The following is a 26,845-nucleotide window of genomic DNA, read 5'->3' on the forward strand; positions in this document are numbered from 1 at the left end:
GATCATGCGCCAGCCGCTCGTCGCTTCGGCCGACCCTATGCTCGCGGAGCTTCTGGAACTCTTGTGGATGGAGGATATCGCGGGCTTTCGCTCGCGGATTATGGTCGAAGCCCGAGACGGCCGAGCGCCGATCCGGTTGCGTCTCGGCGAGCACGAACTTTCGGCGGAGCTCGCCTGGGACGCCTGGCGCGAGGAGTTTCGCCCGGCGGCGGTCTTCGAGCGCTCGTCGGAGGACGTCCTTCTGCCATTAGACGCGAGAGCTCTGTTGTGGATAGTTCTTTCGAGTTTGCGCGATCTCGATCTCGCCACACTCGATCGCACCATGCGTCAACTCGACGATAGCGTTCGAAATTCCGAGCTTCTGGAGCAAGCCGCAGCTCGTCTCGTGAACGACAGCAAGCTCGCCCTCGCAAAGAACAACAACCCGATCTGGGAGCGGCTGGCCGCATGGCGCGACCGACCCTTCCACCCGCTCGCGCGCGGCAGGGGAGGCTGGGGACGAGATGAAATCGAATCCTATGGAGCGGAGTTTGGACGCTTATTCGCGCTGCGTTGGTGTGCGGTGTCGCGGCACCGTATCCGGATGTCTCCAGCCATGGAGCGAGGAGAGCCCGCGGATTTCGTCCTCGATCCATCCCAAGTGGAAGCATTGACAGAGGAAATGGCTCGAAACGGCCTTGCGGCGAGTCATATCGCGATTCCTGTTCACCCGTGGCATTTGGACACGGCGGTCGCTCTCGAATTCGCCTCCGAATTGGCCTCGGGCGAGATCGTCGCTCTTGCCTTCGTTGGCCCTCTCGTTTCTGCGATGTCTTCTTTGAGAACGGCCGCGATTGCTGCAAATCCTCATCGCCATATAAAGCTTCCCTTGGATGTCTGTACGCTGGGCGTGCGCCGGCTCATGAGCGCCCAGTCGCTTCACAACGGATTGATGGGCGCAGCCCTACTGGAGCAAGCCTGTTCGCGCAGACCGATCATCGCTGCGCGGGTTCTGATCGCCAACGAAACACGCTTCTGGACTTTCGACGAGACGTCACGCGACATATTCGCACCGCGCACGGCCGTTCTCGGATGCGCCATTCGCGACCTTCCTGTCCCCGCCGACGGCGCGGCGCTCGTCGCGCTGGCGAGCTTTGCCGTCGCGCCGTGTGCCGGATTGCCTCCGGCGATCGAACAGGCGCTCGAGATGCGGCCCGGAACAAGTGTGGAAAGCTTCCTCGAGGAGCTCTTTCGGCTCGTCATCGGCGTTGCCATCGAGGCGCTGCATTGCGGCTTCATGCCGGAGATGCACGGCCAGAACGTCTTGATCGAGCTGGTCCGCGGACAGCCTACCAGGATAATCCTGCGCGATCACGACACTGTGCGCTGCCTGCCGGAATGGCTGAGGAGAGCGGGTCTTGAGCCGCCGGCCTATCTGATCAAGGACCCCGGCCGCGCGACCATGCTCCTGGAGCGCGCGGAGAACCTGATCGCCTATGCGCAGACGCTGCTGTTCGATGTCGCCTTGCGGGCGATTTGCGAAGCGGTCGATCGTTCGGGGCGTCTCGAACTTCTCGCTTCGAAGCGCCTGCTCCGGCGCGTCACTGCGCGGGAGATCGAGACGCTCGACGCGCCGCCGGATATTCGCGAGCAACTGAGGATCGCTTTTCTCGATGATCGAGAATGGCCCTTCAAGCAGATTCTGACTCCTCTTCTCGCAACCACGCAACTCGGCCTCGGCATGCCGAGCGCGATCGGCCGGGCGAAAAACCCGCTCGCCAATGTTGAGCAGGTCCCATGAGCGCATCTTTTCAGCGCTCCCGACGCGCCTCGCTTCTCGTCGTGCAATTCGTGACGGCCGCTACGCCGCTCGCGGTCGTTCCCTTTCTGTCTCTGCAATTGGATCTGCTGACGCGAGGACGAACAGCGGAGGCTTCCTTCTGGACCGCGGTGGCTGCCGCCGCGCCCGCAGCGACCGCGGTGGTCGCGACGCCGCTCTGGGGCCGTTTTGCGCGCGGGTGCGGGATGTCTATGCTGCTGTTTTCGACTTGCGCCTTGACCGCCGCGAGCTACTTTACCATGGCCGTCGCCGATGGCGCCGCGACGTTTACGATTGGCCGCGCTCTGCAAGGCGCCGCCGGCAGCGGCATCATCCTGCTGCTGGCGATCGACTGCTCGAGCGCGCGTGCTACGCGCGGTTATGTCGACCTACAGCAAGCGTTCTCCGCAGGCTGCCTCGTCGGACCTATTCTCGGCGGCTGGGCTTTCGCGCATCAGCGTCTCTCGCTTTTGCTGTGCTTTGCGGCCGTCGCTCTGCTCGCGCTCGCGATTGCCTGCGCCTTGCTCTTCAGGACAGCCCGTTTCCATCCGCCCCAAGGGCGAGAAGGCGAGAACGGATTGTCCGAACCGGTCTTTGCACGGCGCGGTCGCAATCGCGTGCTGATCGTCGCCGCGCTGTTCGGGACGGCCGGCGCTTTCGGATTCACTCCCTTTTTTGCGGAATGGGCGGCGAGGCGAGACGCCGCCCATCTGGACCCGAGCACCGCAGGCATGGTCCACGCGTCGGCCTGGTTAGCCGCGATGATCATTCTCCCCATATGGAGTCGGGTTATCGAAAGCGTAGCGGCGACTCGTTCGATTGCGTTTTCATTGGTGGGGACGTCGGCAGCCTGCGCCGCGCTGTCCCTTTCGGCGACCCCGCCCTGGATAATCGCTTTTCGCGTCGCGCACGGAGCCTTTCATTCGGGACTCAATCCGGCCCTCTACGCCGGCGTCAGCCGATCGAACGAACACGCCGGAGAACTCGCCTCCGCCCGCACGGCTGTAACGCTTGGACAGATTCTCGGTCCTGCGTTATGCGGCGCCGTCGTTCCCTTCACCGGCATCGATGGCGCGCTCGCGCTCGCGGCGGGACTTCCCGCCATCGGACTGCTCGTTCTCTTCAGCATGCGAGGCGACCGATGACGACCGTGAACGAAGAACCCGCGGCCCTATGGGACCGTCTGGAACGAAACCGGCTGATCAACACCTGGGTGCGCGAGAGATGCCCCGAGCTCGCCGCGAGGATGGCCGAGAGATCGACCGAGGCTGCGGCGGCCGTCTGGGAAATTCCTGTCGGCAGCCAATCCCTGCTCGCCGTCTGCGGGCGCTACTCGCCCGGCGGATTCCACGACTGGAACGCAATCCGGCTCCATGATTCTCAGACGAGCGCAGACGAGATCGCGCCGTTCGATCTCGCCCGCCTCATGCTCGATTCGCTCCGTCAGGGAACTTCAGACGCGAAGAGCCAGGCCTGCGAACGGATCCTTCAATCGATCGAGTCGAGCCGCAGCCATGCCGCCTTCCTGTCGAAACAGAAACCTGTCTCGTCCGCCGAGCAAGCCGAGCGCAGTCTTTGGTTCGGACATCCTTTCCATCCGCTCGCAAAGAGCATCGTCGGTTTCACCTCCGCCGATTTCGAGAAATACGGGCCCGAACGGCACGCGCAATTTCAACTCTGCTGGCTTCTCGCCGAGCCGGATCGGGTCGAGAGCTACGTCTGCACGCCGGAGTTGATGTCGAGCGCCGACGCTGTGCTGGCCGAGGCGTCCGGATTGAGCAAGAGTGCGATCGCCGGCCGAACGCTCATCCCATGTCATCCCTGGCAAGCGGCGCGCCTGAGGAACATTCCGCATATTCGCGACGATTTGAACTCGGGAGCATTGTCCGTTTTCGGTCCGTCGGGCAACGCCGCCGTTCCGACGTCTTCGGTGCGGACCATCTGGTTCAAGGAGCACGGCCTTTTCGTCAAACTTCCTCTCGAAGCTCGTATCACTAATTTCTCACGCGTGAACACCGCAGAGCATCTGGCCCGCAGCGTAGCTGGCGCACGCGCGATCGCGGCGGCTGCAGAGCAGGTGCGCGCCGCAGGGCTCACCATTCTGCGGGAGGTGGGCGGACGAATCCTGCGCGACCGGCGGGATTCTCGCCGCAGCTACCCCGAGACTGGCTTTCTCTTGCGATTGGCCGACTTCGACGAAGGCGCCGATCCGATCGTCGTCGCCGGTTTCGTGGAGCGAGATCCCCGCACAGGTCGTCCGAACGTGTCGGCCATCGCAGGGCGGCATTTCGACGAACAGCAACGGACCTTCGAGTGGGTCGAAAGATACATGGAGGTCGTTCTGCTTCCACTCATCAGACTGTTCGCCACGACAGGTCTCTGCCTCGAGGCGCATGCGCAAAACAGCCTAGTCGGTTTCGAGAACGGCTGGCCACGGCGCCTTTTCGTGCGCGATCTCGAAGGGGTCGCCGCCGATCGTGAGGTTTTCCAGCGCGCCCGTCCCTCCGCTGTCGCCTGTCTCGACGAAGCCTTGTTCTACGAGCGCGACGTGGTTCGTCGGCGTTTTCTCTATTACGTCATCGTCAATCACGTCGCTCACGTCTTGTCCGCGGTCGCGGAGCTTTCCGGCATGAGCGAGGAAAGCCTATGGACGGCGAGCCGCAGTGTGCTCGAAAAGGAAGCGGGCGCAGCGAGAACAATTATCGAAGAGCTTCTTTCCGCGTCTTTTCTGCCCGCCAAAGCCAATCTCACGAGTTGCGTCGCCGGACGCGGTGAAACGCCAGATTACGTGATGATCGCCAATCCGTTCACCGCCGGATGCGCGAATATTCGTCCTAGAAAAGTTGAAGAGGCTTCGCCATGACCTCCTGCGAACCGAGCAAAGCCAGGACGCCCGGTAAAATCGATCTTTCCGCGTGGGTGGTCGCTGGCCGCCGAGTCGTCTCGCAATTGCTGACGGCGATCGTGAACGAAAACCTCACTCCCGACGGCATGATTTCGATCGATTCAGTCAATTCTCGAGAAGCAGAAATTGTTCTGGACGTCCTTCCGGGATCGCTTCGTTATAGGGCGCGGGCTCACCGTGCGCTCGCCTACGATCGCCTATTGGTGATCGAGAACTCGGTGCGCAGAATATCGGAGACCGAGCAAGGCGTTCAGGATCCGATGCGTCTGCTGGCCGATCTTCTTCCGGCGCTTCCAGGAACCGCAGAAACCCGAGCGCAGTTCATCGATGAAATTCTCCGTACCTGGTCGAATCACGCACAGTCGCTCAGCTTTGGCATAGCCAACGGCGCGAAGTTAGCGACGCTTCCGTTCGGGGAAGCCGAGAGCGCTCTTACGGATGGGCATCGGCTCCATCCATGCTTCAAATCCCGGATCGGCTTCTCGCCGAGCGACAATCTTGCTTATGGACCCGAATTCGCGAACGCCGTCCGGCCGATCTGGCTCGCGGTCCATCGGAAGTTGGTGACGAGCCGTGCTATTGGCGCGGCGAATGCTCAGGATCGCGCAGTTATCGCCGCGTCGATCGACAAGGCGAGCAGGCGAGAATTTTCCGCCGCGCTCGCCAGTATGGTCGACGAGCCAAACGCTTACCACTGGCTACCCGTGCATCCCTGGCAATGGGAAAGGGTCATCGAGCCGCGAACGGTCGCTCCGAGGGCAGATTCTCGCATAATCTTCCTGGGGACGTCACAACGCCGATATCTGCCACAACAATCGATCCGCACGCTGTCGGACATGAGCGAACGTCGCGCGCCTTCTCTGAAACTCTCTTTGTCCATACGCAATACGTCGACCGCGCGAACGCTCGCGCGCCATACTGTCTTGAACGCGCCTATCGTCAGCGAATGGCTCAGAACCATCGCATTCTCGGATTCGTTCCTCGCCCGCACGGGCGTAATTCTTCTCATGGAGCATATGGGCAGCGCCGTCGCTCTGCCAGAGGATGACGATCCGTTCGGAGGACTGACCGGCGCTCTCGCGGCGATCTGGCGCGACCCCATCGACATCTTTCTTACCGAAGGTGAAAGGGCCGCGCCTTTCGCATTGCTCACGCATCTCGATCACGATGGCAGGCCGGCAATCGAGGACTGGATTTGGCGACACGGCGCGGAAGCATGGATTTCGGCGTTGCTCCGTGCGGCGATGCTTCCTGTCGTTCACCTGCTTCTCGCTCGCGGAGTCGCCCTCGAGAGCCATCAACAAAACATGATCTTGGTGCATCGTGACGGATTGCCGATCCGCATTGCGCTGAAGGATTTCCACGATGGCGTTCGGTTCATTCCGAGCCTGCTCGATGCGCCGTGCCCGAGCCTCGCCTCGACGCCTGTCGAGCATGCGCGCGTCAATCCCAACTCCTATGTAGAGGCGAGCGATCCCGAAGACGTACGCGACTTCATGTTCGACGCCCTGTTCGGTGTCAATCTCGCCGAACTCGCATTCTTCCTCGATCGCCACTTCGATTTCGACGAGCATCGATTCTGGCTACTGGCGATCGACGTCCTTCGCGAATATCTGCGAGAAAACGACAGCGCGCGCGCGGGTGTGAAGACGTTTCGCTTTCTCGATCCATCGGTCGCCGTCGAGGATCTCGCGCGGCGCCGTTTGAAGCCCGACGTCACTTCGGGAAGGCTTGCACGCAATCCTCTCGCCAGTCTGGGCGGCGACATCGAGATGTTCTCATGAACGCGCGGCTGAGACTGCGAAGACTGCTCGATCAGGGCCAGCCCGCCGGAGGGCTTTTCCTTTCCCTGCCCGCCCCTGGAGTTATCGAGATCGCCGCCGTCGCGGGATTCGATTTCGTTCTGATCGATCTGGAGCACACGCTGATCGGCGGGAGGGAGCTGGAGGAACTGATCGCCGCGGCCGATCGCTCGGGAATAAGCGCTCTGGTGCGAGTCGCGGATGCACGCTCCGATCGCATTGTTCCGGTCTTGGACGCCGGAGCGGCTGGCGTCGTGGTCGCGCGCGTGTCGAGCATCGAGGACGCCAGAGAAGCGATCCGCCGAGCGCGCTACGCCCCCTTGGGGAACAGGGGATTGAATGCTGGCCGGCTTGGGCGTTTTGGAGATTGCGACCTGCCTGCGTTTCTTCGGCAGCTCGATCAAGAAACGCTCGTGATCGCGCTCATAGAGGATGCGGTCGGCCTCGTCGCCGCTGAAGAAATCGCTTCTCTGCCCGGGCTCGACGGCCTGCTCCTCGGAGCCGCCGACTACTCTCAGTCGATTGGCATCCCCTGGCAGACCACAGCAGAGCCGGTTCGGGCGGCGGACCGACAACTTGCCGCGATCGCCCGTCGAACCGGCCGCTATTTCTTCGCAATTCCGCGGCGCGACGACGACGTCGTCGATTATCTCCGCGACGGCGCGCTCGGGATCATCGCCGGTAATGACCGTGGCGTTCTGCGGCAGGCGCTTTCGTCAAAAGACCGCCTCTGGCGTGAGATCTACCGCAGGCAAGAATTAAAAGCAGGAGAATAGAGGACGAATGACCGCCTTCGCTCCATCCCTCGAAACGATAGAACATCTGGTTAGCCGCGATCGGCCGGTGTCGGCCTTCATCCATGATCTCGACGCGCTCGATCGTCACGCGCGTGGGCTCGTATCCGCTCTGCCGCCCGGGGCCGAGCTTTTCTACGCGATCAAAGCGAACAGCGATCCCGCCATACTCAGAACCTTGGCGCCGATCGTCGCCGGCTTCGAAGTCGCCTCGGCCGGAGAAATCCGCAAAGCGCGCGAGGCGATCGGGGTCGGCGCCCGCATTATCATGGGTGGGCCGGCAAGAACGGCCACGGATTTCGCCGCGGTCATAGACCATATGGTCGAACGTGTGCATATAGAGAGCATTCATCTTCTCCATCTCGCCAACGCCGTGGCCGAGTCGAGGAATGCGACGCTTCCGATTCTTCTTCGCGTCAATCTGTCAGGTCCGGTTCCCGGCGCGACGATCACCATGGGCGGACAGCCGACCCAGTTCGGAATAGACGAAGCCGAGATCGACGAAGCCGTCGCCACGCTGGCGGTCTGTCCGCATCTGCGCTTCGAAGGATTTCATCTTCACACCGTATCCAACAATCTCGACGCCGAGACTCATGCAGATTTTTGCCTCGAGGCTCTATCTCGAGCGAGACGCATCGCCGATCGTCACGGGCTCGATCTCCGCGTCGTGAATCTCGGCGGCGGTTGGGGCGTCGACTATGCGAGGATAGACTCTCTTTTCGATGTCGATTGCCTCGCAGGACGCCTGCGTGACGCGCTGGAGCCGGGTTCACCGCAAATTCAGTTCGAGTGTGGGCGTATCGTCGCTGCGTATTGCGCTGTCTATGTGAGCGAGGTCGTCGACGTCAAAACCAATCATGGGGAGGCCTTTGCGCTCCTGCGCGGTGGTTCTCACCATTTCCGCTTGCCCTCGGCGTGGCGCCACAGGCACCCGTTCGTCGTCATCAATAGGGAGAACTGGATCTGGAAATGGCCAAGGCGCGGCCACACGGATTGCCGGGTCACTGTGACGGGAGAACTCTGCACGCCGAAGGACGTGCTGCTCGAGGCAGAACCTCTTTCCGCTTTGCGCATAGGCGATCTCGTCTGTTTCCTCTTGGCCGGCGCCTATGGCTGGGACATTTCGCATCACGATTTCCTCAGCAATGCTCATCCGGAAAGGATTTTTCTGCCCGCTCGGCAGGTCGGCGCGGACAAGGAAATGAACATATGAGAACACAGCACATTCGCCTCCTCTCGCCCATGGAATTGAAGCCGCACGAGCAGACCGACAGTTGTCGCGTTCGTCATGTGATCGATCTCCTTTTGCGCGAGCAAGCATGGACGCGCCCGATCTGTGTCGAAGCGACAAGCCTTTGTGTCATGGATGGCCACCACCGACGCGTCGCCGCCATTCATTTGGGGCTCGCCGCCGTCCCTGTGATTGCCTTCACCTATGACGAGATCCGGCTTGGCGGCCGACAGCCGGGCATGAGCCTAGAGCCGGAGGAATTGATCGATTGTGCAATGCGAGGGCGTCTCTTCCCGCCCAAGTCCACGCGCCACGTCTTTCCGCCGTTCCAAATGGATGCTATCCCGCTCGAGAAGCTTCTCCCCTCACGGGCTTGCCTTCGAGCGTATCTGGAAGAGAGCCGAAGTCACCGGAGACTTGTCGGTGCGAGTTGGAATTCGTAAGCCTGCGAGCGCGCCTCTTGTTTCGCCACATCACAAAGCCCGTGACGAACAGAACGAGCGGCGCAAAGCCGGATGCGAATACCGCCAGACGACCAATCGCTCCGAAACTTGCGCCGTTGTGCAACCAGAGCTGCTCTGTAACGTATCGATCGCCCGCCGACATAACATCAGAGGTACGAGCGTGAACGATATCACCCGTCCAAGGATCGAGCCAAATCGCCCCCCGTGAACGCAGGGCCGGATCGGCTCCAGCCGGACGGAACAACACTCGCCAAGTGTTACGCGATTCGGTCGGAGGATTGAGGAGCGCGATGTCTGCACCCGGTTGCGCGGCGCGCGCGCGCTCGAGGATTTGATCAGCGGAAAGTTTGCGCGCGTTCTTGTCCAGCGGCGTTGCGACCTTCGGAGAAGGATAGGGCGTGCCGATCGAGAACAGGCTGATCACCGGCCGCATGACGTCGGGAAAAACGATTCCCACGCCGGTAGCTGCAATCATCGCCAGCACAGGCAAGGTCCACGTGCCGGCCGCATTGTGAATGTCCACGACAAAGCGCTGCGGCGAGACGCCCTTGCGGAGAGAGATCGAACGCCAGACGCGCCCCGGCCGCGGCCACCATAAGTATAGCCCCGACAGGGCCGAGCAGAGTAGACAGAGACCCAGGACGCCGACGAGCTCCCTCCCCCACCACTCGCGCAGCAACAGCGAGGAGTGCAATCGGTAGATCGTGAACGCAAACGCGTTCGTGTAGTCGCGCCGCCCGAGGACCGCTCCATTCGAGGGGTCGATCATCGTGGTCCAGAGGTCCGAATGAGACCCTTTGTCGGGCGCATGAATCGCGATCCAAACGGGCCAGGTCTTGTCGGGCGCGATGATGGATGTGATCGGCGCCGGGTCGGCCGCAGCCGCCGCTTGCATCGCTTCGGCGGCCGTAACATTGTGTTCGGAGCCGAGAGGATTGTAGAGCGCCGGATTCAGCGCAGCGTCGATCTCACGGTAGAAGACGTTGAAGCTGCCGGTGAGGCCGATGAGAACGAGCAGAGCGCCGGCGACGAGCCCGACCCATCTGTGCAGCAACATGAACGCCCCGCGTAAACGGGGCGTCCATGCGGCGGGAGGGCCAGCGACCACAGCGAGCTTCCTCTCTCAGAAGTCCACTGTGGTCGAAACCAGGAATGTGCGAGGCGCGCCTGCGGTGAGAAGACCACGTCCGGTCGTCGCCCAATAGTTGGTGTCGAGGACATTCTCGACACCGAGGCGCAGCGTCACCGGACGGCCCTCTATGTCGATAGTGTAGCGCCCACCGAGGTCCAGCCGTGTCCATTCTGGTATGCTCTGCGTGTTGGCCTGATCGTAAAACTGGGACGACGTGTAAATGACGCGACCGGTGAGTGTCGCAGTTCCCGGCGCAGACCAGAACGGCAGGTCGTATTCGCCGTATAGATTGAGCTGTACGTCCGGGACCCCGGCGGCGGTCTTGCCATTATTGGTTCCGCTGGCGGTCTTCGTCAGCACGCCGTCGAGCAGGGTGACGCCGCCGAGAAGCCGCACTCCCGGCAAAGGTTCGCCGAAGACATTGAACTCCAGACCGCGGTTGCGTTGCTCGCCATCGACCGAGAACCGCCGGGTCGTCGGATCGGTGAAGCTGCTCGGCTGAGTGATGTCGAAGGCGGCGAAGGTCAATCCGAGAACTCCGAAGTCGTATTTGGCGCCGACTTCGATCTGCCTCGCTATGAAGGCCGGAAACGCCTCGCCGGCGTTTATCGCATTCACCGGCGCGATGCCGCCCGAGGTCAACCCTTGCATATAGTTCGCGTAGAGCGACAGTTTCTCGAGCGGTTTCACTACCAATCCGGCCGCAGGGCTGAAAGCCTGATTTGTGGTGCTCGACGCGATCAGCCCCGTATTGGCGTTATAATTCTTGACGTCGATCTGCTGCCAGCGTCCGCCCAGGGTGAGGAGCACCCTGTCGTCGAAGGCCGACAATGTATCGGCGAACGCGACGCCGCGATTCATGCGTGCGGCCGTCCGCGGCGCGTCTCGCGGTAAACCGAAATCGCTTCGCGCAGGGACATAGAGAGGAACAAAAACGTTCGAGGTGATCACGCGGCCGACGGTCGAGTTGATAATCCCCGTGTCCTGCCACATACCGACAGCAGAAGCTGCGAGCTGATGCTTGATCGGACCCGTCTCGAAGCGGGTGCGTAGACCAATGTCGGTCGTATTGCTCTGCACGTCCTGCGGCGTGAGAGTGGGCGTCATGCGGAAGTCGCCGCGCGCGTTGAATATCTGCAGCACTCCTCCGAAAAACAGCTCGTCGAACCGGGAGTGGCCGAACGCCGCATAGACGGTGGCGTTTTCCGATACGTCATATTCAGCGCGCAATGCGCCGTGCCAATGGCGGGCGTTATAATATTCCCATGGCTGCTGCGGGTTGATGACCAGCGATGGCGAACTCGGAATCGGAAAGCCAGTCGATACGGTTTTCTGCCGCGTCGGCGCGTCGAGATCGCGCCTTTGGAGTTCGAGATCGGTGGTAACGCGCAATCTTTCGCCACGGTAGTCTAGAGCCAGCGCTGCGACCCCGAACTCTTCGCCTTGGAAGTCGATCGGCGCGCTGCCCTTGCGATAGGCGCCATTGAAGCGAATGCCCCACTCGTTATTCGGACCAAAACGGCGGCCGACGTCTACATGTGTGCCGAGCTGTCCGCGGGACGCGAAGCTCGTCGTAACGCGCGTGATCGGCGCGTCGGTCGCCCGTTTGGGAATGAGGTTGATCGCGCCGCCGATCGTTCCGAGCGGCGGCACGCCGTTCAGAAGAGCGTTCGGCCCCTTGAGAACCTCTATGCGCTCCATAGGCTCGATCGCCTGGCTGCGCCAATCGGCGACGCCATAGAGACCGTCGATTGCAAAATCGCCGGCGAATACGGGAAGGCCGCGGACCAGAAATCCATCGATTCCGCCATATCTGGGCGCGTTTGTGCGGATCGAGGAATCATTGTCGGCCACGTCCGTCATGCTTCGCGCCTGCTGATCGCGAACGAGCTTTTCCGTATAGCTGGTAAGGCTGAGCGGCGTGTTGAAGATATTGCGATTGCCGAGCAGGCCCACGCGAGCGCCGCTGCCAACCAGACCGCCGGCGTATGGCGCGGGCGGTTGCCCGATGACGCCCGTCGGCGGGGTTTTGTCGGCGGACGGACGAGGCGCCTCGCGCGCGCCGGCAGTCTCCGCTTGTATGTCGATGGTCGGAAGGGCTTGTTGCGCATCGGCCGGCAAAGCGCTGCAAGCGGCGACGAACAACAAAGAAGCAGCCCCGCGAGGCGCGTTGTGAGATATGCGACTCATGAAAAGCGAACCCCAGCTCAGTGCAACAATTTCGGCTGGCTGGCTCGGCGCGTCGGCCTGGCTGGCTTGCTACATATGTGCGCCGCCACTGGCGCGCATGTTGGAATGTCCACTCTTGTCTTAGCCGAGGCATGACCATTCGATCAAGGATTATGGCCGGTGACTACTTTGAAAGATTTCCAAGCGGCAAACTGCAATGCTTCCAATGAGACGCTTCGAGCATTGACCGGCGACATTGCTTTGTCGAGATTCTTTGCATGGCCGAATTCAACGATCATCCCACAAAACGGAATTTCGATCCGCAGCAGGCTTCAGAAAGCCGAGCCGTGACTCGCGAGCACCATGCGCGCGACCTCTTGGGCGAGAAAAAGGAAGCCACGATCGTCCACGCCGGAGAACGTTATCGCCTCCGCATTACTGCGAACAATAAGCTCATTCTGACCAAATGAGATGCGTACGGCCGGCCGCCAGTTCCTCGCGTCCGGAGCCGAATGTTTTCGTGGCAATGCGAGTGCAGGCGATCCGCTTTTGACGTCGAGCCTATTAACCCCGAGCACGAGCGCCAGTCATGGAATATACATCGATCTCACCTGTCACCATGTTCTTGAACGCCGGTCCGGTCGGCAAGATCGTGATGTCCATTTTGCTTCTCGCGTCGATTTGGACGTGGGCGCTGATCATCGAAGGCGCAGTCGCCGTCATTCGCATCTCCTGATCGGCGCGCATCGCGCGCAGCGGCGGACAGGCCGCTCTGCTGGCGCCGATCGAAGCGGCCGGCGCGCACGCCGCCTCCTTCGATCTGCCCGGCGAGTCGATCGGCGAGAAGCGCGAGCGCATCGCAGAGATCATGAGCCGCGTCGGCCGCGAGCTGCTCACGAGCGCCGAGGGCGGCCTGCCCAATCTCGCCGTCATTTCCTCGGTCGCGCCCTTCATCGGCCTGTTCGGCACGGTCTGGGGCATCATGAGCAGCTTCGCCGGCGGAATGCCACGCTCCGCACGCGCGGTGCGAACAACCTCCGCGGTAACCTTCCAACCGGACCGTTGAAGCACCCGACGGAGAAATTCGTCTCGCCCTTCCGCGTCCATCTCTGGCGCTCGTCTAACCGATCAATGGCGGTTGATTCATCGCCCTCACGATACGGTCGATTGACCGGTCGATCAATCCCACTTTGAGTGTCCAAAACACCTCTGGGAGTCCCGATTGAAATGCCTCGAGTGACACTTCAGTCTCACCCAAGTAATTGAAATCTAACAATACGGGAGTCCCACATTGAAATGTAAATCGACACGGCAGATGAAGGCGCTGGGGGTCGCCCGGAGCACCGTCTATTACAAGCCGCGGCCGGTTACGGCCGAGGACCTGAAGCTGATGCACCGCCTCAACGAATTGCATCTCGAACATCCTTTCGCCGGCGCGCGGATGCTGCGCGATCTGCTGCGGCGCGAGGGCGTCGCCGTGGGTCGCCGGCATGTCGCGACGCTGATGAAGCGGATGGGGATCGAGGCAATCTATCGTCGTCCGAACACGAGCAAGCCCGCGCCGGGACACAAGGTTTACCCATATCTGCTGCGCGGCGTGAAGATCGAACGGCCGAACCAGGTCTGGGCGACGGACATAAGCTACATCCCGATGCGGCGCGGCTTCGTCTATATCACGGCGGTCGTCGACGTGTTCAGCCGACGCGTGCTGGCGTATCGCGTGTCGATCACGATGGAGGCGGCGTTCTGCGTCGAGGCGCTTGAGGAGGCGCTGGCGAAATACGGCAAGCCGGAGATTTTCAACACGGATCAGGGCAGCCAGTTCACCAGCCTCGACTTCACCGGCGCGCTGCTCGATGCGAAGATCGCCATCAGCATGGACGGGAAAGGCGCCTGGCGCGACAATGTCTTCGTCGAGCGGCTGTGGCGCAGTGTGAAATACGAGGAGGTCTATCTCAAGGCCTACGACAATGTGTCCGAGGCGCGCGCCTCAATCGGCCGGTATCTGGCTTTCTATAATGGACGGGCACCCGCATTCGAGCCGTGACGGGCGCAGGCCCGACGAGGCCTACTTCGGCAAAGAGGAAACGGCGATGGCCGCACGACCGCCGCCGCCGATTTTATCGCAGCTTTGGTCGGGCTACGCCCTCCCGACGCCGCGACAAAATCGAAGAACCCCGCGTTCGGCAAACCCCGGCAGAGATCCACTTAAAATCCGCGGGGAGCTGTCCAAACAACCGGGGCCAGCTCTAAGGGCGAGAAAGCGAATGCGAACCACGAACGCCATCGAACGGGCGGTTCCGCGAAGCGCGCCGAAGAACCCGCCACATGATGGGCGCCTTTCAGGACAAGACCAGCATGGACCGCATCCTTTTCGCGGTCTTCACCAACAAGAAAATCACAAGGCGTCCGCTGCTCTTTCTCGCTGACCCAAACAATTTGACGTTATCCAAGCTTGATCATTTCGTCGTTGTGATCTCGCATACCGCAATGCGCCACACCGATTGCGCCGTTCGATATTTCGATCCCAGTTTCCAATAGCCTCCACTACGAATACGAACTTCTGTTGTAGGATTGGACTGAGATTTGAGTTTTTCTTCTGCGTCGCGGGCCCGTCAAGGACAGAATAGAGGTGTTTAGTCGCCAAACCAATGTCCCTGTTCACCGTCCTGACGGAAATTCCCAGTTTTGCGGCGATTTCGGCATTGTCTAGTTGGTAGACCCGACTGAGAAGAAAAATATCGCGACAACGACCAGAAAGTCGGGACAATTCCGTGAGAACGGCGTTAAGCGCGAGCCAATCGTCGAAGGGTGTGTCGCTCGTCATGTTAATTGTAGAGCATTCGTCAACCCTATCGGCTTCCACCAGAAAAGCGGCGCGTGTTCGCGCCTTGCGCAACCAGTCAACAGCGATATTCAACCCAATACGAAAAAGATAACTACGTGGGTCGGCTATGGTCTCGCGCCGTTCCATTTCGAGTAAGCGGAGGAACGCCTCTTGCGCAACGTCTTCCGAGTCCTGGTGGTTCATTTTCCGCCGAGTTACTCGACACAGAGATTTATGTTCATCTCGAAACAGGGTTTCAATCGCCGCATTAGAGAGCCGCATTCAAGCCTCCCATAAATTTGGAGCGCTAAAAACAGTTAAAAAGCCGATCTTCTGCACCAAGTTCAGTTCCGACTCATCGATCGTCGCCGAGGACCGCTTCAGAACGATGGGCGCAGAACTACATTCGCCAGCACGATCGTGCGGGACAAGCGAATGAAGAACACCACCGGGACACGATGCGCATCGAAAGTCGCGAGTGATCCAAATCAATCGCTTTTTTCACGGCGCTGATGGTGCAGATATGAAAAAATGCAATGTTAGGATTGGACCGGCGGCGCGCGGGGTTGGTGAGGCGATGAACTCGAACAATAGCGCCCAACAGGGAGTGACGCATTTAGCGTATGCGTGCGCGCTTCAACCTGCGTGCGCGTCGTGAACCCGCGCGAGATGGGACGTTGGAAAAGTGATGAGCACGAACAAGAGGTAAGGCAACAAACGCCATCAAATCGGCATGCGTTGCCGGAAGCCAACGGCGGCTCTTTTAAATTGTTGGTAGAGCATATTACGTCCTGAATACCCTGCTCGTTACGAGCTACGAACGGATTGGCAGACCCCAGCCCCAAAAAAGCAGACTGGGCCAATACCAGAAACACAATGAAAATCGTACGAAACATGAGAGAATGCCGCCGCGCAGTCCTCAACCAAATCTTTCCTATCTCCAAATAGGCTAGAACGCAACCGCGGGTCCATTTCACACCACGTCACGCGCCCCTGGCCGCCTTTAACGATCTCGACGTCGATCAACATCCGCGTGCTGTCGATCGAGGCGACCTTCAGACGCGTGATTTCTCTGACACGCAAACCTGCCACATAAGCGGTCGCCCGCGCGACGCGGTTGCGTAGTCCGTCAACCGCTTCCAGGAAGCGCACGACTTCCTCGGCGCTCATGACCGCGGCAAGCCTCTCAGGCTCGCGGCCGAAAACAATCCTTTCGATCGCCTCCTTCGTCCCACGGCGCCGTGTGAAGAACCGCTGGGCGCATGTGACTTGGTTGGCGTGCCTCAGGAATGCTTCTGGGCGACGAGATGAAGGATGAGGCCGATAGGCGGGGACTTTCCTCCATCCGGATCGAGAACCGGCGCGGTCGTTCCCGCAGGCGCCGGTCCGCTCCACAATGCCTGCCAGTTTGGCTTCCTGGCCGCTCGGCGTCCGACACAAGCCTGCCGAGGGTGCGGCGGCGACGAGGAGAGACTACGGCCAGGGTCCCTTTTCGGCTTCGTAGACTGCGTTCGCCTGCGCGATTTCGACGTCGCGGGTTGTTGGCGACCAACCGCCGCCCAGCGCCTGATAGACGCCGGTCGCAGCCCGGAAGCGCGCCAGACGTGCCTGCGCAAGGCGATCCTGGCTCTGGAAGAGCGAGGTCTGCGTTATGGCGAGCGTGACGGTGTCGATGGTCCCCTCGCGCAGCCGCGCCAACGCTGTTGCATAGGCGCGGCGCCAGGCCGTGACTGAATCGGCCTGCAGCATTACCTGACGCTCCGTCTCGCGCGCGGCGACGAGCGCGTTCTCGACATCCGTCAAGGCTGAGAGAATCTGCTTGCGGTAAAGGGTCGCGAGCTCCTGATATCTGCCTTTCTGCAACTCATATTGTCCCTGCAAGGCGTAGCCGTCGAATAGAGGTTGCGCCAGTTCCGACCCGAATTGCCAGGCGACGGCCTCGGGCCGCAGCACGTTTTTCAGAAGCGCGCTTTGCAAGCCATAGAGTCCGGTGAGAGTGATCGAAGGAAAAAACGCGGCGCGCGCGCGAAGCACGGAAAATTCCTGCGAGGCGAGTCTTGCTTCCGCCAGCGCAATATCCGGACGGCGCAGCAACACTTCCGACGGCAAGCCGGGCGCGACAGCCGGAACAGCGAGCTTCGCCAGCGATCCGCCCTCGAGCAGCAAGTCCTCGGGCGCGCGGCCGAGCAGCACCGCAAGGAGGTTTTCCGTCTGCTGCAAATTTTGCTCGAGCGGCGGAATCGAGGCGCGTTGATCCGCGAGGATCGCCTGCTGCTGCGCGACGTCCATCCCCGTCGCCGTGCCGACGCCGAACCGCAGCTTGATCGTCTCGAACACCTCGGTTGCGATCAGGACATTGTCGCGGGCGATGCGGAGACGGTCGCGCGCCGCCAGAGTCTGAAAATAGGCGTTCAGCACCGCGGCGATCGTCGTAATTTCCACGACGTCGCGGTCGAAGCGGCTGGCGTTGGCGAGAAGCCGCGCGGCGCTGGAAGCGTCCTGAATCTTGCCCCAAAAATCGATCTCATAGCTTGCGGTCAGACCAAGCTGAAAGAAGCCGAAGCTGACAGCCTGGAAATCAGAAGTGGCGAGGACGTCGGAACTCGCGGGCGTCAGTCCACCCGCGCCGGATGTGGGGACCAGGACCGTTCCCGGGGTGCGGTTCGTCTGGGCGATGTTATTCACCGATAGAGACGGCCGCAGCGCCGCGCTCGACACCCTCGCCTGCGCGTCGGCCTGCTCTATCCGGGCGACCGCCGCGCCGATGTCGAGATTTTGATCGAGCGCCTGGTCGACGAATCCGGTCAGTTCCCTTGATCGGAAGAGCGCCGCGAAGTCGCGCGCAGCGCGCAGCGGCGGCGCGGAACGTGGTCTGGCTGCGCGAAATCGTTCGGGCGGCGGCGCGCCAAGACCCGGCTTCTCCCAGTCGAGATTGCAGCCGCTTCCGGCGAACGCCGACAGCATCGCGACCAGCAGCGTGGGAAGCCGCAATCTCATAGTCTACTCCCACCTCAGCGCGTCGATCGGATTCAATCCCGCCGCCCGACGCGCCGGGAGATAGCCGAAGAGCACGCCGACGCCGACGGAGACCAACAGAGCCGCCACGACGCTCACCGGAGGGACAATGAGCGGCCAGTCCACCAGGAGCGCGACGAGCGCGCTTCCCGCGAGGCCGATACCAAGACCGATGATCCCCGCGAGGACGCATAGCGTGACGGCCTCGACGAGAAACTGCAGGAGGATATCGCGCTTGCGCGCGCCGATCGCCATGCGCAGCCCGATTTCCTGCGTGCGCTCGGTGACGGAGACAAGCATCATGTTCATGATCCCGACGCCACCGACGAAGAGCGAGATCGCGGCGGCCGCGAGAGAAGCCAGGTTAGAGAGGTTTGCGTCGTGTTCAGCAGCTCGACAAATCGGGTCGAGTCGAAGACGTTGAGCTTGTCCTCCTGAGCGCCGACGAGATGTTTGCGCTCGCGTAATAGCGCAAGAACCTCCTCTTTGACCTTCTCGCGGTCGGCGCCGGGCCTGACTTTCATGTCGATGGAGCTGATTTGCCGGGGGCTCGACAATGCGGAATTCGGCAGATGCGCGCGCGCCGTCGTGATCGGAAGATAGATGTAATTGTCCATATTCTCGCCGCCCATCGAACCGAGCCTCGTCCGCACGCCGATGATGCGAACCGGAGCGGCGCCGAGGCGCACGGTCTGATTCAGCGGCGACTCGTCCCCGAACAATTTTTCTTTGACGGTCGCTCCAAGAACGACCACTTTCGCGCCGGCGCGAACCTCTTCGTCGTCGAAGAATTGGCCCTCGAGGAGTTTGACGCCGAAAACCGTCTGATAGGTCGCCTCGACGGCATAATATTTGGTGTTCCAGCTCTTATCGCCGGCGACCACGGTGACGCCGCCGTTTATTTCTCGCGACAGATATTGCAGGTTGGGGATGACCTCACGAATCGCATTAGCGTCCTGATCGGTTAGAACAACCGCCACGCCGCGCCGGAGCGCATTCTCCACCTTGGTCGTGAATACGAAAAGCACATCCGTGCCCGCGCTGGCGATCTGCCGCTCGACGAGTTTATTCGCGCCCGCATTGGCCGCGCTCATGACGACGAGGCCGCTGACGCCGATGATGACCCCGATCGCCGTCAGGGCGCTGCGCAGCAGATTCGAGCGAAGCGCCGTGGCCGCCTCCTGCAGGAGCGTGCGCGGAGTCATGCCGTCGGCTCCTTTGCGAGCGCGCCGCGCCGTCGCTGCTTGCCGCCGCTGGAAAATCGCAAGGCGTTACTTCCTCCTCAAAGCGTCGATTGGATTCAATCCCGCCCCGCGGCGCGCGGGTAGGTAGCCGAATATGATCCCGACGCTGACAGAAACCAGAGTGGCCGCCGCTGCGCCCAATGGCGGGATAATGAGCGGCCAGTCCACGAGGCGCGCCACGAGAACGCTTCCCGCGAGGCCGATCATGAGACCGATCAGTCCCGCAACAACGGACAGCGTGACGGCTTCGGCCAGAAACTGCCGGAGTATGTCGCGCCGGCGCGCGCCGATCGCCATGCGAAGTCCGATTTCCCGCGTGCGCTCGGTGACCGACACGAGCATGATATTCATGATCCCGACCCCGCCGACGAGAAGCAGGATCGCCGCCGTCGCGAGGAGAAGCCGGTTCAGCGTGGATTGCGTCGTGTTCAGCAACTCAACCATCTGCGTGAGGTCGATCACATCGAGCTTGTCCTCCTGCGCGCCGCGCAAATGCTTGCGCTCGCGCAGAAGCGCGAGAACGTCCTGTTTGACCTTCTCGCGGTTGGCGCCTGGAGAAACTTTCATATCGATCAGGCTGAGTTGCCGAGCGGTCGACATTTCCGAGTTTGGGATATGCGCGCGCGCCGTCTTGATCGGAAGAATGATGAAATTATCCTCATCGACGCCACCGAAGGAGCCGCGCTTCCTGCGCACGCCGATGATGCGGACGGGTATAGTGCCCAGGCGGACTGTCTGATCCAGCGGAGACGCAGTTCCGAACAGCTTTCTTGCGACTGTTGCGCCGATGACGATGACCTTTGCGCCGGAACGCACCTCGGCCTCGTCGAAAAACCGCCCCTCGGAAAGCTTGACGCCCCAAACCTGCTCGTATGACGCGTCGACTCCCCAATATTCGGTGATCCAGCTGGAGTTTCCCGCGACAAGCGTCACTTTACTGTAAACCTCGCGCGACAGATATTGTATGTTCGGGACCAGTTCACGGACCGCATTCGCGTCCTGGTCGGTTAGGACGACCACCGCGCCGCGCCGGAGCGCATTCTCCACCTTGGCCGCGCGAACGGCGAGCGCATCCGTGCCCTGATCGGCGATCTGGCGCTCGACGAGCTTGTTCGCGCCCGAATTCGCCGCGCTCATCACGACGAGACTGCCGACGCCGATGATGACGCCGAACGCCGTCAACGCGCTGCGTAGCAGATTCAGTCGAAGCGCGTTGATCGCTTCTCGAAAAAGCGTCTGAAGCGTCACGCCGTTGGCTCCTTCGCACGCGCGCCGCTGCGACGCTGACACACGTCTTCGACAATTTCGCCGTCGCAAAAGCGCAGCAGCCGGTCGGCATAGGCCGCGATATCAGGCTCGTGCGTGATGACGACCAGCGTCAACCCTTCTTCGTTGAGCGACGAAAGAAGCGACATGATCTCATGCGAATTATGCGTGTCGAGCGCCCCCGTCGGTTCGTCGGCGATGACGATTTTGGGATCATTCACCAGCGCGCGGGCGATCGCGACGCGCTGTTGCTGTCCACCGGAAAGCTGATTGGGCCGATGGCTGAGTCTGTCGCCGAGCCCGACCTGCTGCAAGCGCGCGCGCGCGCACTCGAAGGCGTCGACGCCCGGTCGTGACGAATAGGCGAGCGGCAGCATGACGTTTTCGAGCGCCGACATCCGCGCCATCAGATTGAACTGCTGAAATACAAAGCCGATGCTAAGATTGCGCAAATGCGCAAGATCATCGCCCGTCATCGACGCCACCGCCTGGCCGTGGATCTTCAAGACGCCGGACGTCGGCGTATCGAGCGCCCCGATCAGATTCGCCATCGTCGATTTGCCAGATCCGGACGCGCCCATGATCGCGACAAACTCGCCGCGCGCTACGGAAAAGCTCACCCCGCGCAAAGCCTGCACTTTCTCGTTCCCAAGATTGTAAGTCTTGGTCAGCCCCACGCATTCGATGGCGGGATCTGGCGACGCGGAGGACACTGTCATTTCTCCGGCGTCGCGGCGATTGTCGCCCGCAGGATCGCCGCGTCGCCTGGCTTCAGATCGCCGTCGAGAATCTCGGTCGCCGCGTCACCCTTGACGCCCAGGCGAACGGATCGCGACTTCAGCGAATTTGTCGCGTCGAGAACCCAGAGGCGTGTCTGCCCCTCGCGCGGCGCGGCGTCGTCCCCAACGGCGGCGGAGGGATGAAACCGTAACGCTTCGTTTGGCGTGTTCAGCACATTCTCGCGTCGGGCCGTCACGATCCGAACCGTCGCCGTCATATCCGGAAAAAGCCGCATGTCCGGGTTTTGCGCGCGAACGACGACCGTGTAGGTCACGACGCCGCTCGTTTTCGTCGCCGCCAGCCGTATCTGCTCGACGACGCCGTAAAAGGTCTCGACGGGAAAAGTCTCGACGGTGAACTTCACTTCGTCGCCGACGCGGATGGCCCCGACATCCGCCTCGTCGACCTGCGCCAGAATCTGTATTTGCGACAGGTCCTGCGCGATCTGGAACAATACGGGCGTCTGATACTCCGCCGTCACGGTCTGCCCGCGCTGCATCCTTCGGTCGATCACCACGCCGTTGATTGGCGATCTGATCAAAGTGCGATCGAAATTGATCTGCGCTTGATCGCATTCGGCCTGCCGCAGCGCGACAGTCGCTTTCGCCGACTCGAGGTCAGCTTGCGCCGCGCTGAGTTCATGGCGAGTGGCGCCGCTCTCCGTTTGCGCCTGATCGAGCTGCTGGCGGGAGACGCCAGCGGCCGGCGCCAGCGCGCTGTAGCGCCCGACATTGCGATCGAGCAGACCGAGCTGCTTTTGCAGCTTCGCCATCGCCGCCTCGCGCCGCGAGACGTCCGCCCTGGCGATCGCGAGATTAGCCGAGGCGGCCTGCACTTTCGCGTCGAACGGCGCGCGATCGATCACGGCGATGAGATCGCCCTGTTTCACTTTGCTGTTGAAATCGACCTTCATCTCCGTGATCGGCCCGGAAACTTGCGAACCCACATCGACCGTCACCAGCGCTTTGACCGCGCCAGACGCCGTAACGCTCCGCTCGACGACGCCGCGGCCAAGGAGTTGCGTTTGGTAGAGGCGCGTCGCGTCGGCGTTTCCGCTACCGAAAGACCACCAGAGAGCCAGGCACAAAACCACCGCAGAAAAAACGAGCGCGCCGACGATCGAAATTTTCTTTCCCTTTGCGTCGATCCTCATTGGAAAGAAACTCCAGTAAACGCCAGTATACGACAAATCACGCGCGTGATCCTTGCCGCCGTACCCCGTTCGCGCGCTCCGATCGTTGTCGGTAATCTATTCGAGATTCGCGAGAGCGCATTTGAAAACTGATTGTCCCGGCCTAAAGAGAGCTGGCTCAGCGGCGCGACGAAGGAGCGTCCTTGCCCGTCCTCCTCGATCGTGAAACGGCACATGAGTTCATGATCCGGTCCGCCGTTGATGACGCCCGGAAGCATCAATCGCGGCGACGCCGAAAGGGAAACGAGCCGGTCGCGCAGAAACGCGATAAGCGGCGCGCGCGCATAGGCCAAAACGCGCCGGGCGCGAAATTCTGCGGCGGAGCAGTTGCATATCGATATTGCGGGAGCGCATAAATTCCTCCTTAGCGTAAAAGCCTGAAATACTCAGCGGGTCTCCTGCTCGCCGGCACACCCGCAAGCGTAGCTCCAGTTACGTGGCGCTTCCGCGCGCGCCGCTTCCGCCACCAGATGTAAACGCCCGTGCCGGACAGCATCGTTATGACGAGGCCGAGGGCGCAGACAAAAATCTTGTAAGGCATGCCGAACAGATTTGCGGTGTGAAGCTGTACGAGCCACGTCGTCACCGTCGTCCCGCTCTGCTCTCCCGTAGGGATTTTGACGCCGAGCAACTTTCCTTCGAAGGCGTCGAAATAAACCGACGTCGATCCATATTTGTCGCCAATGTCTCTTGACGAGCGCACGCGATACTCCCAGCCGCCGAGCTGCTTGGAATTGTATAGCGCGAGAACGCGTTCGATCGTTAAGCCGCGCTTGGTAGCCTCGGTCGCCATCAGGCGCTCTCCGGTCGCCAGCGCCTCGTCCCATGACATCGGCTCCCGGCCCGACGGCGCCGGCGGCTTGACGTCACTCCGCGCCCACATCGGCTGCTCATAATCGAGCACGAATTGCGTCACGCGCGTGTAAACGAAATTGAGATCCATATAGACACTGGACCAGGCGAATATCAGCAGCATGACCCAGAGCCAAAGTCCGAAGGCGCGGTGGAGATCGAAATTGACGCGGTAGGCTGAAGAGCCGCGCCACTTAATGAGCCAGGCCGGCTTCCAGCGCGCGAGAAACCCTTTGCGCGAATGGCCGGTTGGCGTTGGCAGCGTCAGGTAGACCCCGACGAAGCAGTCGACCGTCCATAAGAGCGCGACAACGCCAAGTATCCAGTCGCCGATTCCGCTCATCGCCAGATACATGTGTAGGGCGTAGACGAAGGGCATGATGTCGGTCTTCGTCTTCGGCAGTCCATGCCATGCCGCGCGCCCGCGTTCATGTCCGTCGATCGAATCGAGATGGATGTATTCAAAATCGAGCGGCGCGGCGCCCACACGCGCCTCCATGCCGATCATCACCGAGCCGGGATAGCCGAGATATACGGTCTTCGTTTGCGCCTGCGGAACGATCGCCTCGGCGCGGCGCGCCAACGTCGCGGCATCGAGCGTGATCCCGGGCCGATCGCCCGGATACATCTCCGGCGTCAGCCAATGATTAATTTCGAGCCAAAATGCCAGCAGGCTTCCCGTCAGCCCGACGACGATGAGAAAGCCAGCCATCACGAGGCCCGCCCAGCGGTGAAGCCAGACCCAGAACGCGCGCGTCAACATCAAAAGGCTCCTCGATACGAGAGGGGCTAAGAGACCGCCCCGTTTCGGGACGGCCTGAGGTCGCGAAGGTTCGCGCTCACCATTTGAAGCTCAGCGCTCCCACTGCCGTGAACGGACGAGCGGGAATCCTGAATTTGGGCGCCGTGTTGTAGTTGAACGTATCGTCGACAGCGTCGAAGTAACGTACATTGTTGATGTTTTGCAGGTTGAGCTGCGCCGTTACCCTGTGTCCGTAGAGTTCCGCCGTGTAGCTGGCGAATCCGTCGAGCCGCGCAAAACCGGGCATAACGAACGTATTCTGGAGATCGCCCCACCAATTGGTGGAGGCTGTCACGCCGCCGCCGGCGCGAAAGCCAAGACCGTTGTCCCCGAAGTCGTAAGTGAGAAACAGCTTGCCGCTGTGACGAGGCGCGAATTCGAGATGGTTGCCGAGAAAGCCGCCTTGTGCGCCGAACACCGCACTATCAAGAAGACCGAATGGATTCAGCCGGTTCGGCGCATTGTCGTCTATCACCTTCGCGTTAATATAGGCGTAGTTGGCGATAACCGTCATGCGATCCGTCAGCGCGCCGATCAAATCGAACTCGACGCCGCGGCTGCGCTGCAGACCTGCAAGCTGTGACACTCCAACTGTTCCGAGTAGCGCAGTTGCGACGTTGGATTTCGTGATCTGGTAGAATGCAAGCGTGGCGAGCAGGCCGGGAAGCGGCTGCGCCTTGAAGCCGACTTCCCATTGCAGGGCACGCTCCGGCGGGAGGGCGACGCTTTTGGCGTCGAAAGCGGCCTGTGGGCCGAAAGATCTGGAATAGCTGGCGTAGGCGCTGAGTTCGGGCAGAATGTCGAAGACGGCGCCGACGCGCGGGCTCCAGCCGGTAGAGATGGTGGTTGGCTGACGAAGGCGAGCCGCGATCGCCAGTTCCTTGTCGGACGCCAGAACCGGGAACAGATCGAAGTTGGATCGCGACTTGCCTCTCGTTAGGTCAGCTATGTCGTAGCGCGCGCCGATCATCAGATGCAGCCGGTCGAACCAGGTAATATAATCCTGAACGTACATTCCTTTCTGACGCGCCACGACCGAGGAGCTGGACTTGTAGCCGCGCCCGATGACTGAGTCATAGAACGCCGAGTTCGGCACGGTTCCGTAAACGGGGGCGTAGATGTTGATCGGATAATTATCGAACCCAAAATTATAGACATAGTCGTAACCTAGATTCGCGTAATCCAGCCCGAACAGAAAATTGTGCTTGGCGCCGAGCGCCTCGAACTTGCCGCTGAGGTCGATATTTGTCGAAAGATTGTACCTTTTAAAGTCCTGAAACTGCGTTTGCCTGTTCATCTGAAAAAACTGCTCGGGGTTGAAGCTCGTGTCGTAAGCAAACTGGCCAAAGCCCGCGTTCGACAACATGTTCGAGGCAGAGCGACTGTCCTGATAGAGAAAACGATTGGTCACCTTCCAGTCTTCGTTGAGATTCTGTCGGAAGTTATAGCTGACGAGATATCGATCGAAAGTGTCCTTCGGGTCGTTCGCCTCCTGGAACGAACGCGTGTGCGGGAGTGGCGCGATCAGGGGGCCAAAAAGCGAGCCGCTCGGAAGTCCGAGATCCTGCTGTATCCTGGAGGTCAGGAGTTCGGCCTCGGCCGTGAACTCTGTCCAGGCCGACGGGCTATAACGCACGACCGGGGCGAGAAACGCACTGCGTCCACCCTGAAACTGGCGAAACGAGCCATTATTCTGATAAGCGCCCGACACCCGGTAGGCGAGGCCGGGAACCTCGGCGATGGGCGCCGAGACATCCCACTGAGTTCTGTAGTGATCATAGGAGCCGACCTGCTGGTCGACGCGATAGAGCGGCTCATCAAGCGGCTGCTTGGTGACGATATTGATGACGCCGCCAGGATCCGCTCTGCCGAAAAGTATCGACGAGGGGCCCTTGAGCACCTCGACGCGCTCGACATTGGCGGTGTCCACAAGCATTGGCATACTGGTAAATTGCGACAAGGACAGCGCATTTCTGAATATGAAGTTCTGCCTGAATCCACGTATATGGAACTGCGCGCCGAGGCCCTCGAGATTGTTCGAGAGCACGCCGCTGGCATTGCTGACCGCGTCCTTGAGGTTTGTCACCTGTTGATCGACCAGCACCTGCCTGGGGATCACTTCGATCGATTGAGGAATCTCCTTGATCGGAACGTCCATCTTGGTCGCCGAATCGGCATTGCGAACGATATAGGCCTCGGTCGGCGTTTTCGGCTCGAGCCGCGGGCCGGACGTATTGAGCGGAACTGCCGTCGAAGGCTGCCCGACCGAACCGACCGAAGCAGCTTGGCCGCGTTGCGCTGGCGTGCGTGCAGCCGCCGCACGTCGCTGGCCGCCCACGTCGATCGTGGGCAGGGACTGCTGGGCGACGGCCCAGGTGGAGAACGCAAGAGTGAGCGCGCCGGCGGAAACGCCGCGCGTGAAGACCCTGAGAAGCATAGCCATATTCCTGATGCGGCGTTTGAGCCGCTAATATCTCAATGGGAGCGAGGCGCACGGCCTCGAACGGCGATGAGAGTCAGGAGGTACGAGGAGGGGCCAGCGCGGACCAGGAACTCAGCCAGCCAGTACGCT

21 protein-coding genes and 2 pseudogenes are annotated in these 26,845 nt (G+C 61.1%); 11 read left to right on the plus strand and 12 right to left on the minus strand.

Features of this window, described 5'->3' with window-relative positions; translation table 11 throughout:
- Positions 1–4 precede the first annotated feature (4 nt).
- Genes QMG84_RS19565 through QMG84_RS19590 form a run of 6 tightly spaced genes read left to right on the plus strand, consistent with a single transcriptional unit; the run spans position 5 to position 8,512 of the window.
- The gene (locus QMG84_RS19565; RefSeq protein WP_281932674.1) at positions 5–1,780 is read left to right on the plus strand and encodes an IucA/IucC family protein; all 1,776 of its coding nucleotides are present in this window, start codon (positions 5–7) and stop codon (positions 1,778–1,780) included.
- Positions 1,777–2,943, plus strand: coding sequence for an MFS transporter (locus tag QMG84_RS19570; RefSeq protein ID WP_281932675.1), 1,167 nt, complete (start codon positions 1,777–1,779; stop codon positions 2,941–2,943). The genes QMG84_RS19565 and QMG84_RS19570 overlap by 4 nt, the downstream gene beginning before the upstream one ends.
- The gene (locus QMG84_RS19575) at positions 2,940–4,661 is read left to right on the plus strand and encodes an IucA/IucC family protein (protein WP_281932676.1); all 1,722 of its coding nucleotides are present in this window, start codon (positions 2,940–2,942) and stop codon (positions 4,659–4,661) included. Before QMG84_RS19570 ends, QMG84_RS19575 begins: the two co-directional genes overlap by 4 nt.
- Entirely contained in the window at positions 4,658–6,487 is a 1,830-nt protein-coding gene (locus QMG84_RS19580; RefSeq protein ID WP_281932677.1) for an IucA/IucC family protein, read from the plus strand. Before QMG84_RS19575 ends, QMG84_RS19580 begins: the two co-directional genes overlap by 4 nt.
- Positions 6,484–7,281, plus strand: a complete 798-nt coding sequence (locus QMG84_RS19585; protein WP_281932678.1) for an HpcH/HpaI aldolase family protein — start codon at positions 6,484–6,486, stop codon at positions 7,279–7,281. The genes QMG84_RS19580 and QMG84_RS19585 overlap by 4 nt, the downstream gene beginning before the upstream one ends.
- Before the next feature lie 7 nt (positions 7,282–7,288).
- Positions 7,289–8,512: a type III PLP-dependent enzyme gene (locus QMG84_RS19590; protein ID WP_281932679.1), complete on the plus strand. Its 1,224-nt coding sequence runs from the start codon at positions 7,289–7,291 to the stop codon at positions 8,510–8,512.
- 357 nt (positions 8,513–8,869) lie between these two features.
- Here QMG84_RS19590 and QMG84_RS19595 read toward each other — a convergent pair whose 3' ends face one another.
- Together QMG84_RS19595 and QMG84_RS19600 are read right to left on the minus strand one after the other, a co-directional pair.
- Positions 8,870–10,051, minus strand: coding sequence for a PepSY-associated TM helix domain-containing protein (locus tag QMG84_RS19595; protein ID WP_281932680.1), 1,182 nt, complete (start codon positions 10,049–10,051; stop codon positions 8,870–8,872).
- Between the two features lie 66 nt (positions 10,052–10,117).
- Complete coding sequence (locus tag QMG84_RS19600) at positions 10,118–12,271, minus strand: TonB-dependent receptor (protein WP_281932681.1); 2,154 nt, start codon at positions 12,269–12,271, stop codon at positions 10,118–10,120.
- A gap of 302 nt (positions 12,272–12,573) precedes the next feature.
- Here QMG84_RS19600 and hemP point away from each other — a divergent pair, with 302 nt between their 5' ends.
- The 5 genes and pseudogenes from hemP to QMG84_RS21605 form a co-directional block, all read left to right on the plus strand.
- Positions 12,574–12,765, plus strand: coding sequence for a hemin uptake protein HemP (hemP, locus tag QMG84_RS19605; protein ID WP_281932682.1), 192 nt, complete (start codon positions 12,574–12,576; stop codon positions 12,763–12,765).
- A gap of 119 nt (positions 12,766–12,884) precedes the next feature.
- Complete coding sequence (locus tag QMG84_RS19610; protein ID WP_281932683.1) at positions 12,885–13,031, plus strand: hypothetical protein; 147 nt, start codon at positions 12,885–12,887, stop codon at positions 13,029–13,031.
- Between the two features lie 132 nt (positions 13,032–13,163).
- On the plus strand, positions 13,164–13,361 hold the full coding sequence (locus QMG84_RS19615; protein WP_281932684.1) for a MotA/TolQ/ExbB proton channel family protein: 198 nt from the start codon (positions 13,164–13,166) through the stop codon (positions 13,359–13,361).
- 240 nt (positions 13,362–13,601) lie between these two features.
- A pseudogene (locus QMG84_RS19620) lies at positions 13,602–14,397 on the plus strand (IS3 family transposase); the annotation flags it as partial.
- A gap of 156 nt (positions 14,398–14,553) precedes the next feature.
- Positions 14,554–14,680: pseudogene (locus QMG84_RS21605) on the plus strand (IS256-like element ISCARN68 family transposase); the annotation flags it as partial.
- Positions 14,681–14,693: 13 nt separating this feature from the next.
- Here the strand turns inward: QMG84_RS21605 and QMG84_RS19625 are convergent.
- From QMG84_RS19625 to QMG84_RS19670, 10 genes are all read right to left on the minus strand, one after another.
- Positions 14,694–15,404: an RNA polymerase sigma factor gene (locus tag QMG84_RS19625; RefSeq protein WP_281932685.1), complete on the minus strand. Its 711-nt coding sequence runs from the start codon at positions 15,402–15,404 to the stop codon at positions 14,694–14,696.
- Positions 15,405–15,929: 525 nt separating this feature from the next.
- A complete protein-coding gene (locus tag QMG84_RS19630; protein ID WP_281929612.1) occupies positions 15,930–16,292 on the minus strand; it encodes a site-specific integrase in 363 nt (120 codons plus the stop codon).
- Between the two features lie 303 nt (positions 16,293–16,595).
- Entirely contained in the window at positions 16,596–18,119 is a 1,524-nt protein-coding gene (locus tag QMG84_RS19635; RefSeq protein WP_281929614.1) for an efflux transporter outer membrane subunit, read from the minus strand.
- Between the two features lie 3 nt (positions 18,120–18,122).
- Positions 18,123–18,446, minus strand: coding sequence for an ABC transporter permease (locus tag QMG84_RS19640; RefSeq protein ID WP_281929615.1), 324 nt, complete (start codon positions 18,444–18,446; stop codon positions 18,123–18,125).
- Positions 18,443–19,342, minus strand: a complete 900-nt coding sequence (locus QMG84_RS19645) for an ABC transporter permease (protein ID WP_281929617.1) — start codon at positions 19,340–19,342, stop codon at positions 18,443–18,445. Before QMG84_RS19645 ends, QMG84_RS19640 begins: the two co-directional genes overlap by 4 nt.
- Before the next feature lie 66 nt (positions 19,343–19,408).
- Positions 19,409–20,629 carry an ABC transporter permease gene (locus tag QMG84_RS19650; RefSeq protein ID WP_281932686.1) on the minus strand — a complete coding sequence of 407 codons (1,221 nt, stop codon included), beginning with the start codon at positions 20,627–20,629 and terminating at the stop codon, positions 19,409–19,411.
- On the minus strand, positions 20,626–21,366 hold the full coding sequence (locus QMG84_RS19655; protein ID WP_281932687.1) for an ABC transporter ATP-binding protein: 741 nt from the start codon (positions 21,364–21,366) through the stop codon (positions 20,626–20,628). Before QMG84_RS19655 ends, QMG84_RS19650 begins: the two co-directional genes overlap by 4 nt.
- The gene (locus QMG84_RS19660) at positions 21,363–22,580 is read right to left on the minus strand and encodes an efflux RND transporter periplasmic adaptor subunit (protein WP_281932688.1); all 1,218 of its coding nucleotides are present in this window, start codon (positions 22,578–22,580) and stop codon (positions 21,363–21,365) included. Before QMG84_RS19660 ends, QMG84_RS19655 begins: the two co-directional genes overlap by 4 nt.
- A gap of 403 nt (positions 22,581–22,983) precedes the next feature.
- Positions 22,984–24,234: a PepSY-associated TM helix domain-containing protein gene (locus tag QMG84_RS19665; RefSeq protein WP_281932689.1), complete on the minus strand. Its 1,251-nt coding sequence runs from the start codon at positions 24,232–24,234 to the stop codon at positions 22,984–22,986.
- A 76-nt stretch (positions 24,235–24,310) separates the two neighbouring features.
- Positions 24,311–26,710: a TonB-dependent siderophore receptor gene (locus QMG84_RS19670; protein WP_281932690.1), complete on the minus strand. Its 2,400-nt coding sequence runs from the start codon at positions 26,708–26,710 to the stop codon at positions 24,311–24,313.
- Positions 26,711–26,845: the final 135 nt, after the last annotated feature.

Source organism: Methylocystis iwaonis, from assembly GCF_027925385.1.
Taxonomy (GTDB): Bacteria; Pseudomonadota; Alphaproteobacteria; order Rhizobiales; family Beijerinckiaceae; genus Methylocystis; species Methylocystis iwaonis.

Coding starts and splice junctions, on each gene's coding strand:
- QMG84_RS19575 (WP_281932676.1), top strand. CDS start 2,940: ATGACGACCGTGAACGAAGAACCCGCGGCCCTATGGGACCGTCTGGAA.
- QMG84_RS19595 (WP_281932680.1), bottom strand. CDS start 10,051: ATGTTGCTGCACAGATGGGTCGGGCTCGTCGCCGGCGCTCTGCTCGTT.
- QMG84_RS19645 (WP_281929617.1), bottom strand. CDS start 19,342: ATGACTCCGCGCACGCTCCTGCAGGAGGCGGCCACGGCGCTTCGCTCG.
- QMG84_RS19630 (WP_281929612.1), bottom strand. CDS start 16,292: ATGAGCGCCGAGGAAGTCGTGCGCTTCCTGGAAGCGGTTGACGGACTA.
- QMG84_RS19635 (WP_281929614.1), bottom strand. CDS start 18,119: ATGAGATTGCGGCTTCCCACGCTGCTGGTCGCGATGCTGTCGGCGTTC.
- QMG84_RS19570 (WP_281932675.1), top strand. CDS start 1,777: ATGAGCGCATCTTTTCAGCGCTCCCGACGCGCCTCGCTTCTCGTCGTG.
- QMG84_RS19615 (WP_281932684.1), top strand. CDS start 13,164: ATGAGCCGCGTCGGCCGCGAGCTGCTCACGAGCGCCGAGGGCGGCCTG.
- QMG84_RS19655 (WP_281932687.1), bottom strand. CDS start 21,366: ATGACAGTGTCCTCCGCGTCGCCAGATCCCGCCATCGAATGCGTGGGG.
- QMG84_RS19665 (WP_281932689.1), bottom strand. CDS start 24,234: ATGTTGACGCGCGCGTTCTGGGTCTGGCTTCACCGCTGGGCGGGCCTC.
- hemP (WP_281932682.1), top strand. CDS start 12,574: ATGGCCGAATTCAACGATCATCCCACAAAACGGAATTTCGATCCGCAG.
- QMG84_RS19640 (WP_281929615.1), bottom strand. CDS start 18,446: ATGAACATGATGCTTGTCTCCGTCACCGAGCGCACGCAGGAAATCGGG.
- QMG84_RS19625 (WP_281932685.1), bottom strand. CDS start 15,404: ATGCGGCTCTCTAATGCGGCGATTGAAACCCTGTTTCGAGATGAACAT.
- QMG84_RS19585 (WP_281932678.1), top strand. CDS start 6,484: ATGAACGCGCGGCTGAGACTGCGAAGACTGCTCGATCAGGGCCAGCCC.
- QMG84_RS19565 (WP_281932674.1), top strand. CDS start 5: ATGCGCCAGCCGCTCGTCGCTTCGGCCGACCCTATGCTCGCGGAGCTT.
- QMG84_RS19610 (WP_281932683.1), top strand. CDS start 12,885: ATGGAATATACATCGATCTCACCTGTCACCATGTTCTTGAACGCCGGT.
- QMG84_RS19590 (WP_281932679.1), top strand. CDS start 7,289: ATGACCGCCTTCGCTCCATCCCTCGAAACGATAGAACATCTGGTTAGC.
- QMG84_RS19580 (WP_281932677.1), top strand. CDS start 4,658: ATGACCTCCTGCGAACCGAGCAAAGCCAGGACGCCCGGTAAAATCGAT.
- QMG84_RS19660 (WP_281932688.1), bottom strand. CDS start 22,580: ATGAGGATCGACGCAAAGGGAAAGAAAATTTCGATCGTCGGCGCGCTC.
- QMG84_RS19670 (WP_281932690.1), bottom strand. CDS start 26,710: ATGCTTCTCAGGGTCTTCACGCGCGGCGTTTCCGCCGGCGCGCTCACT.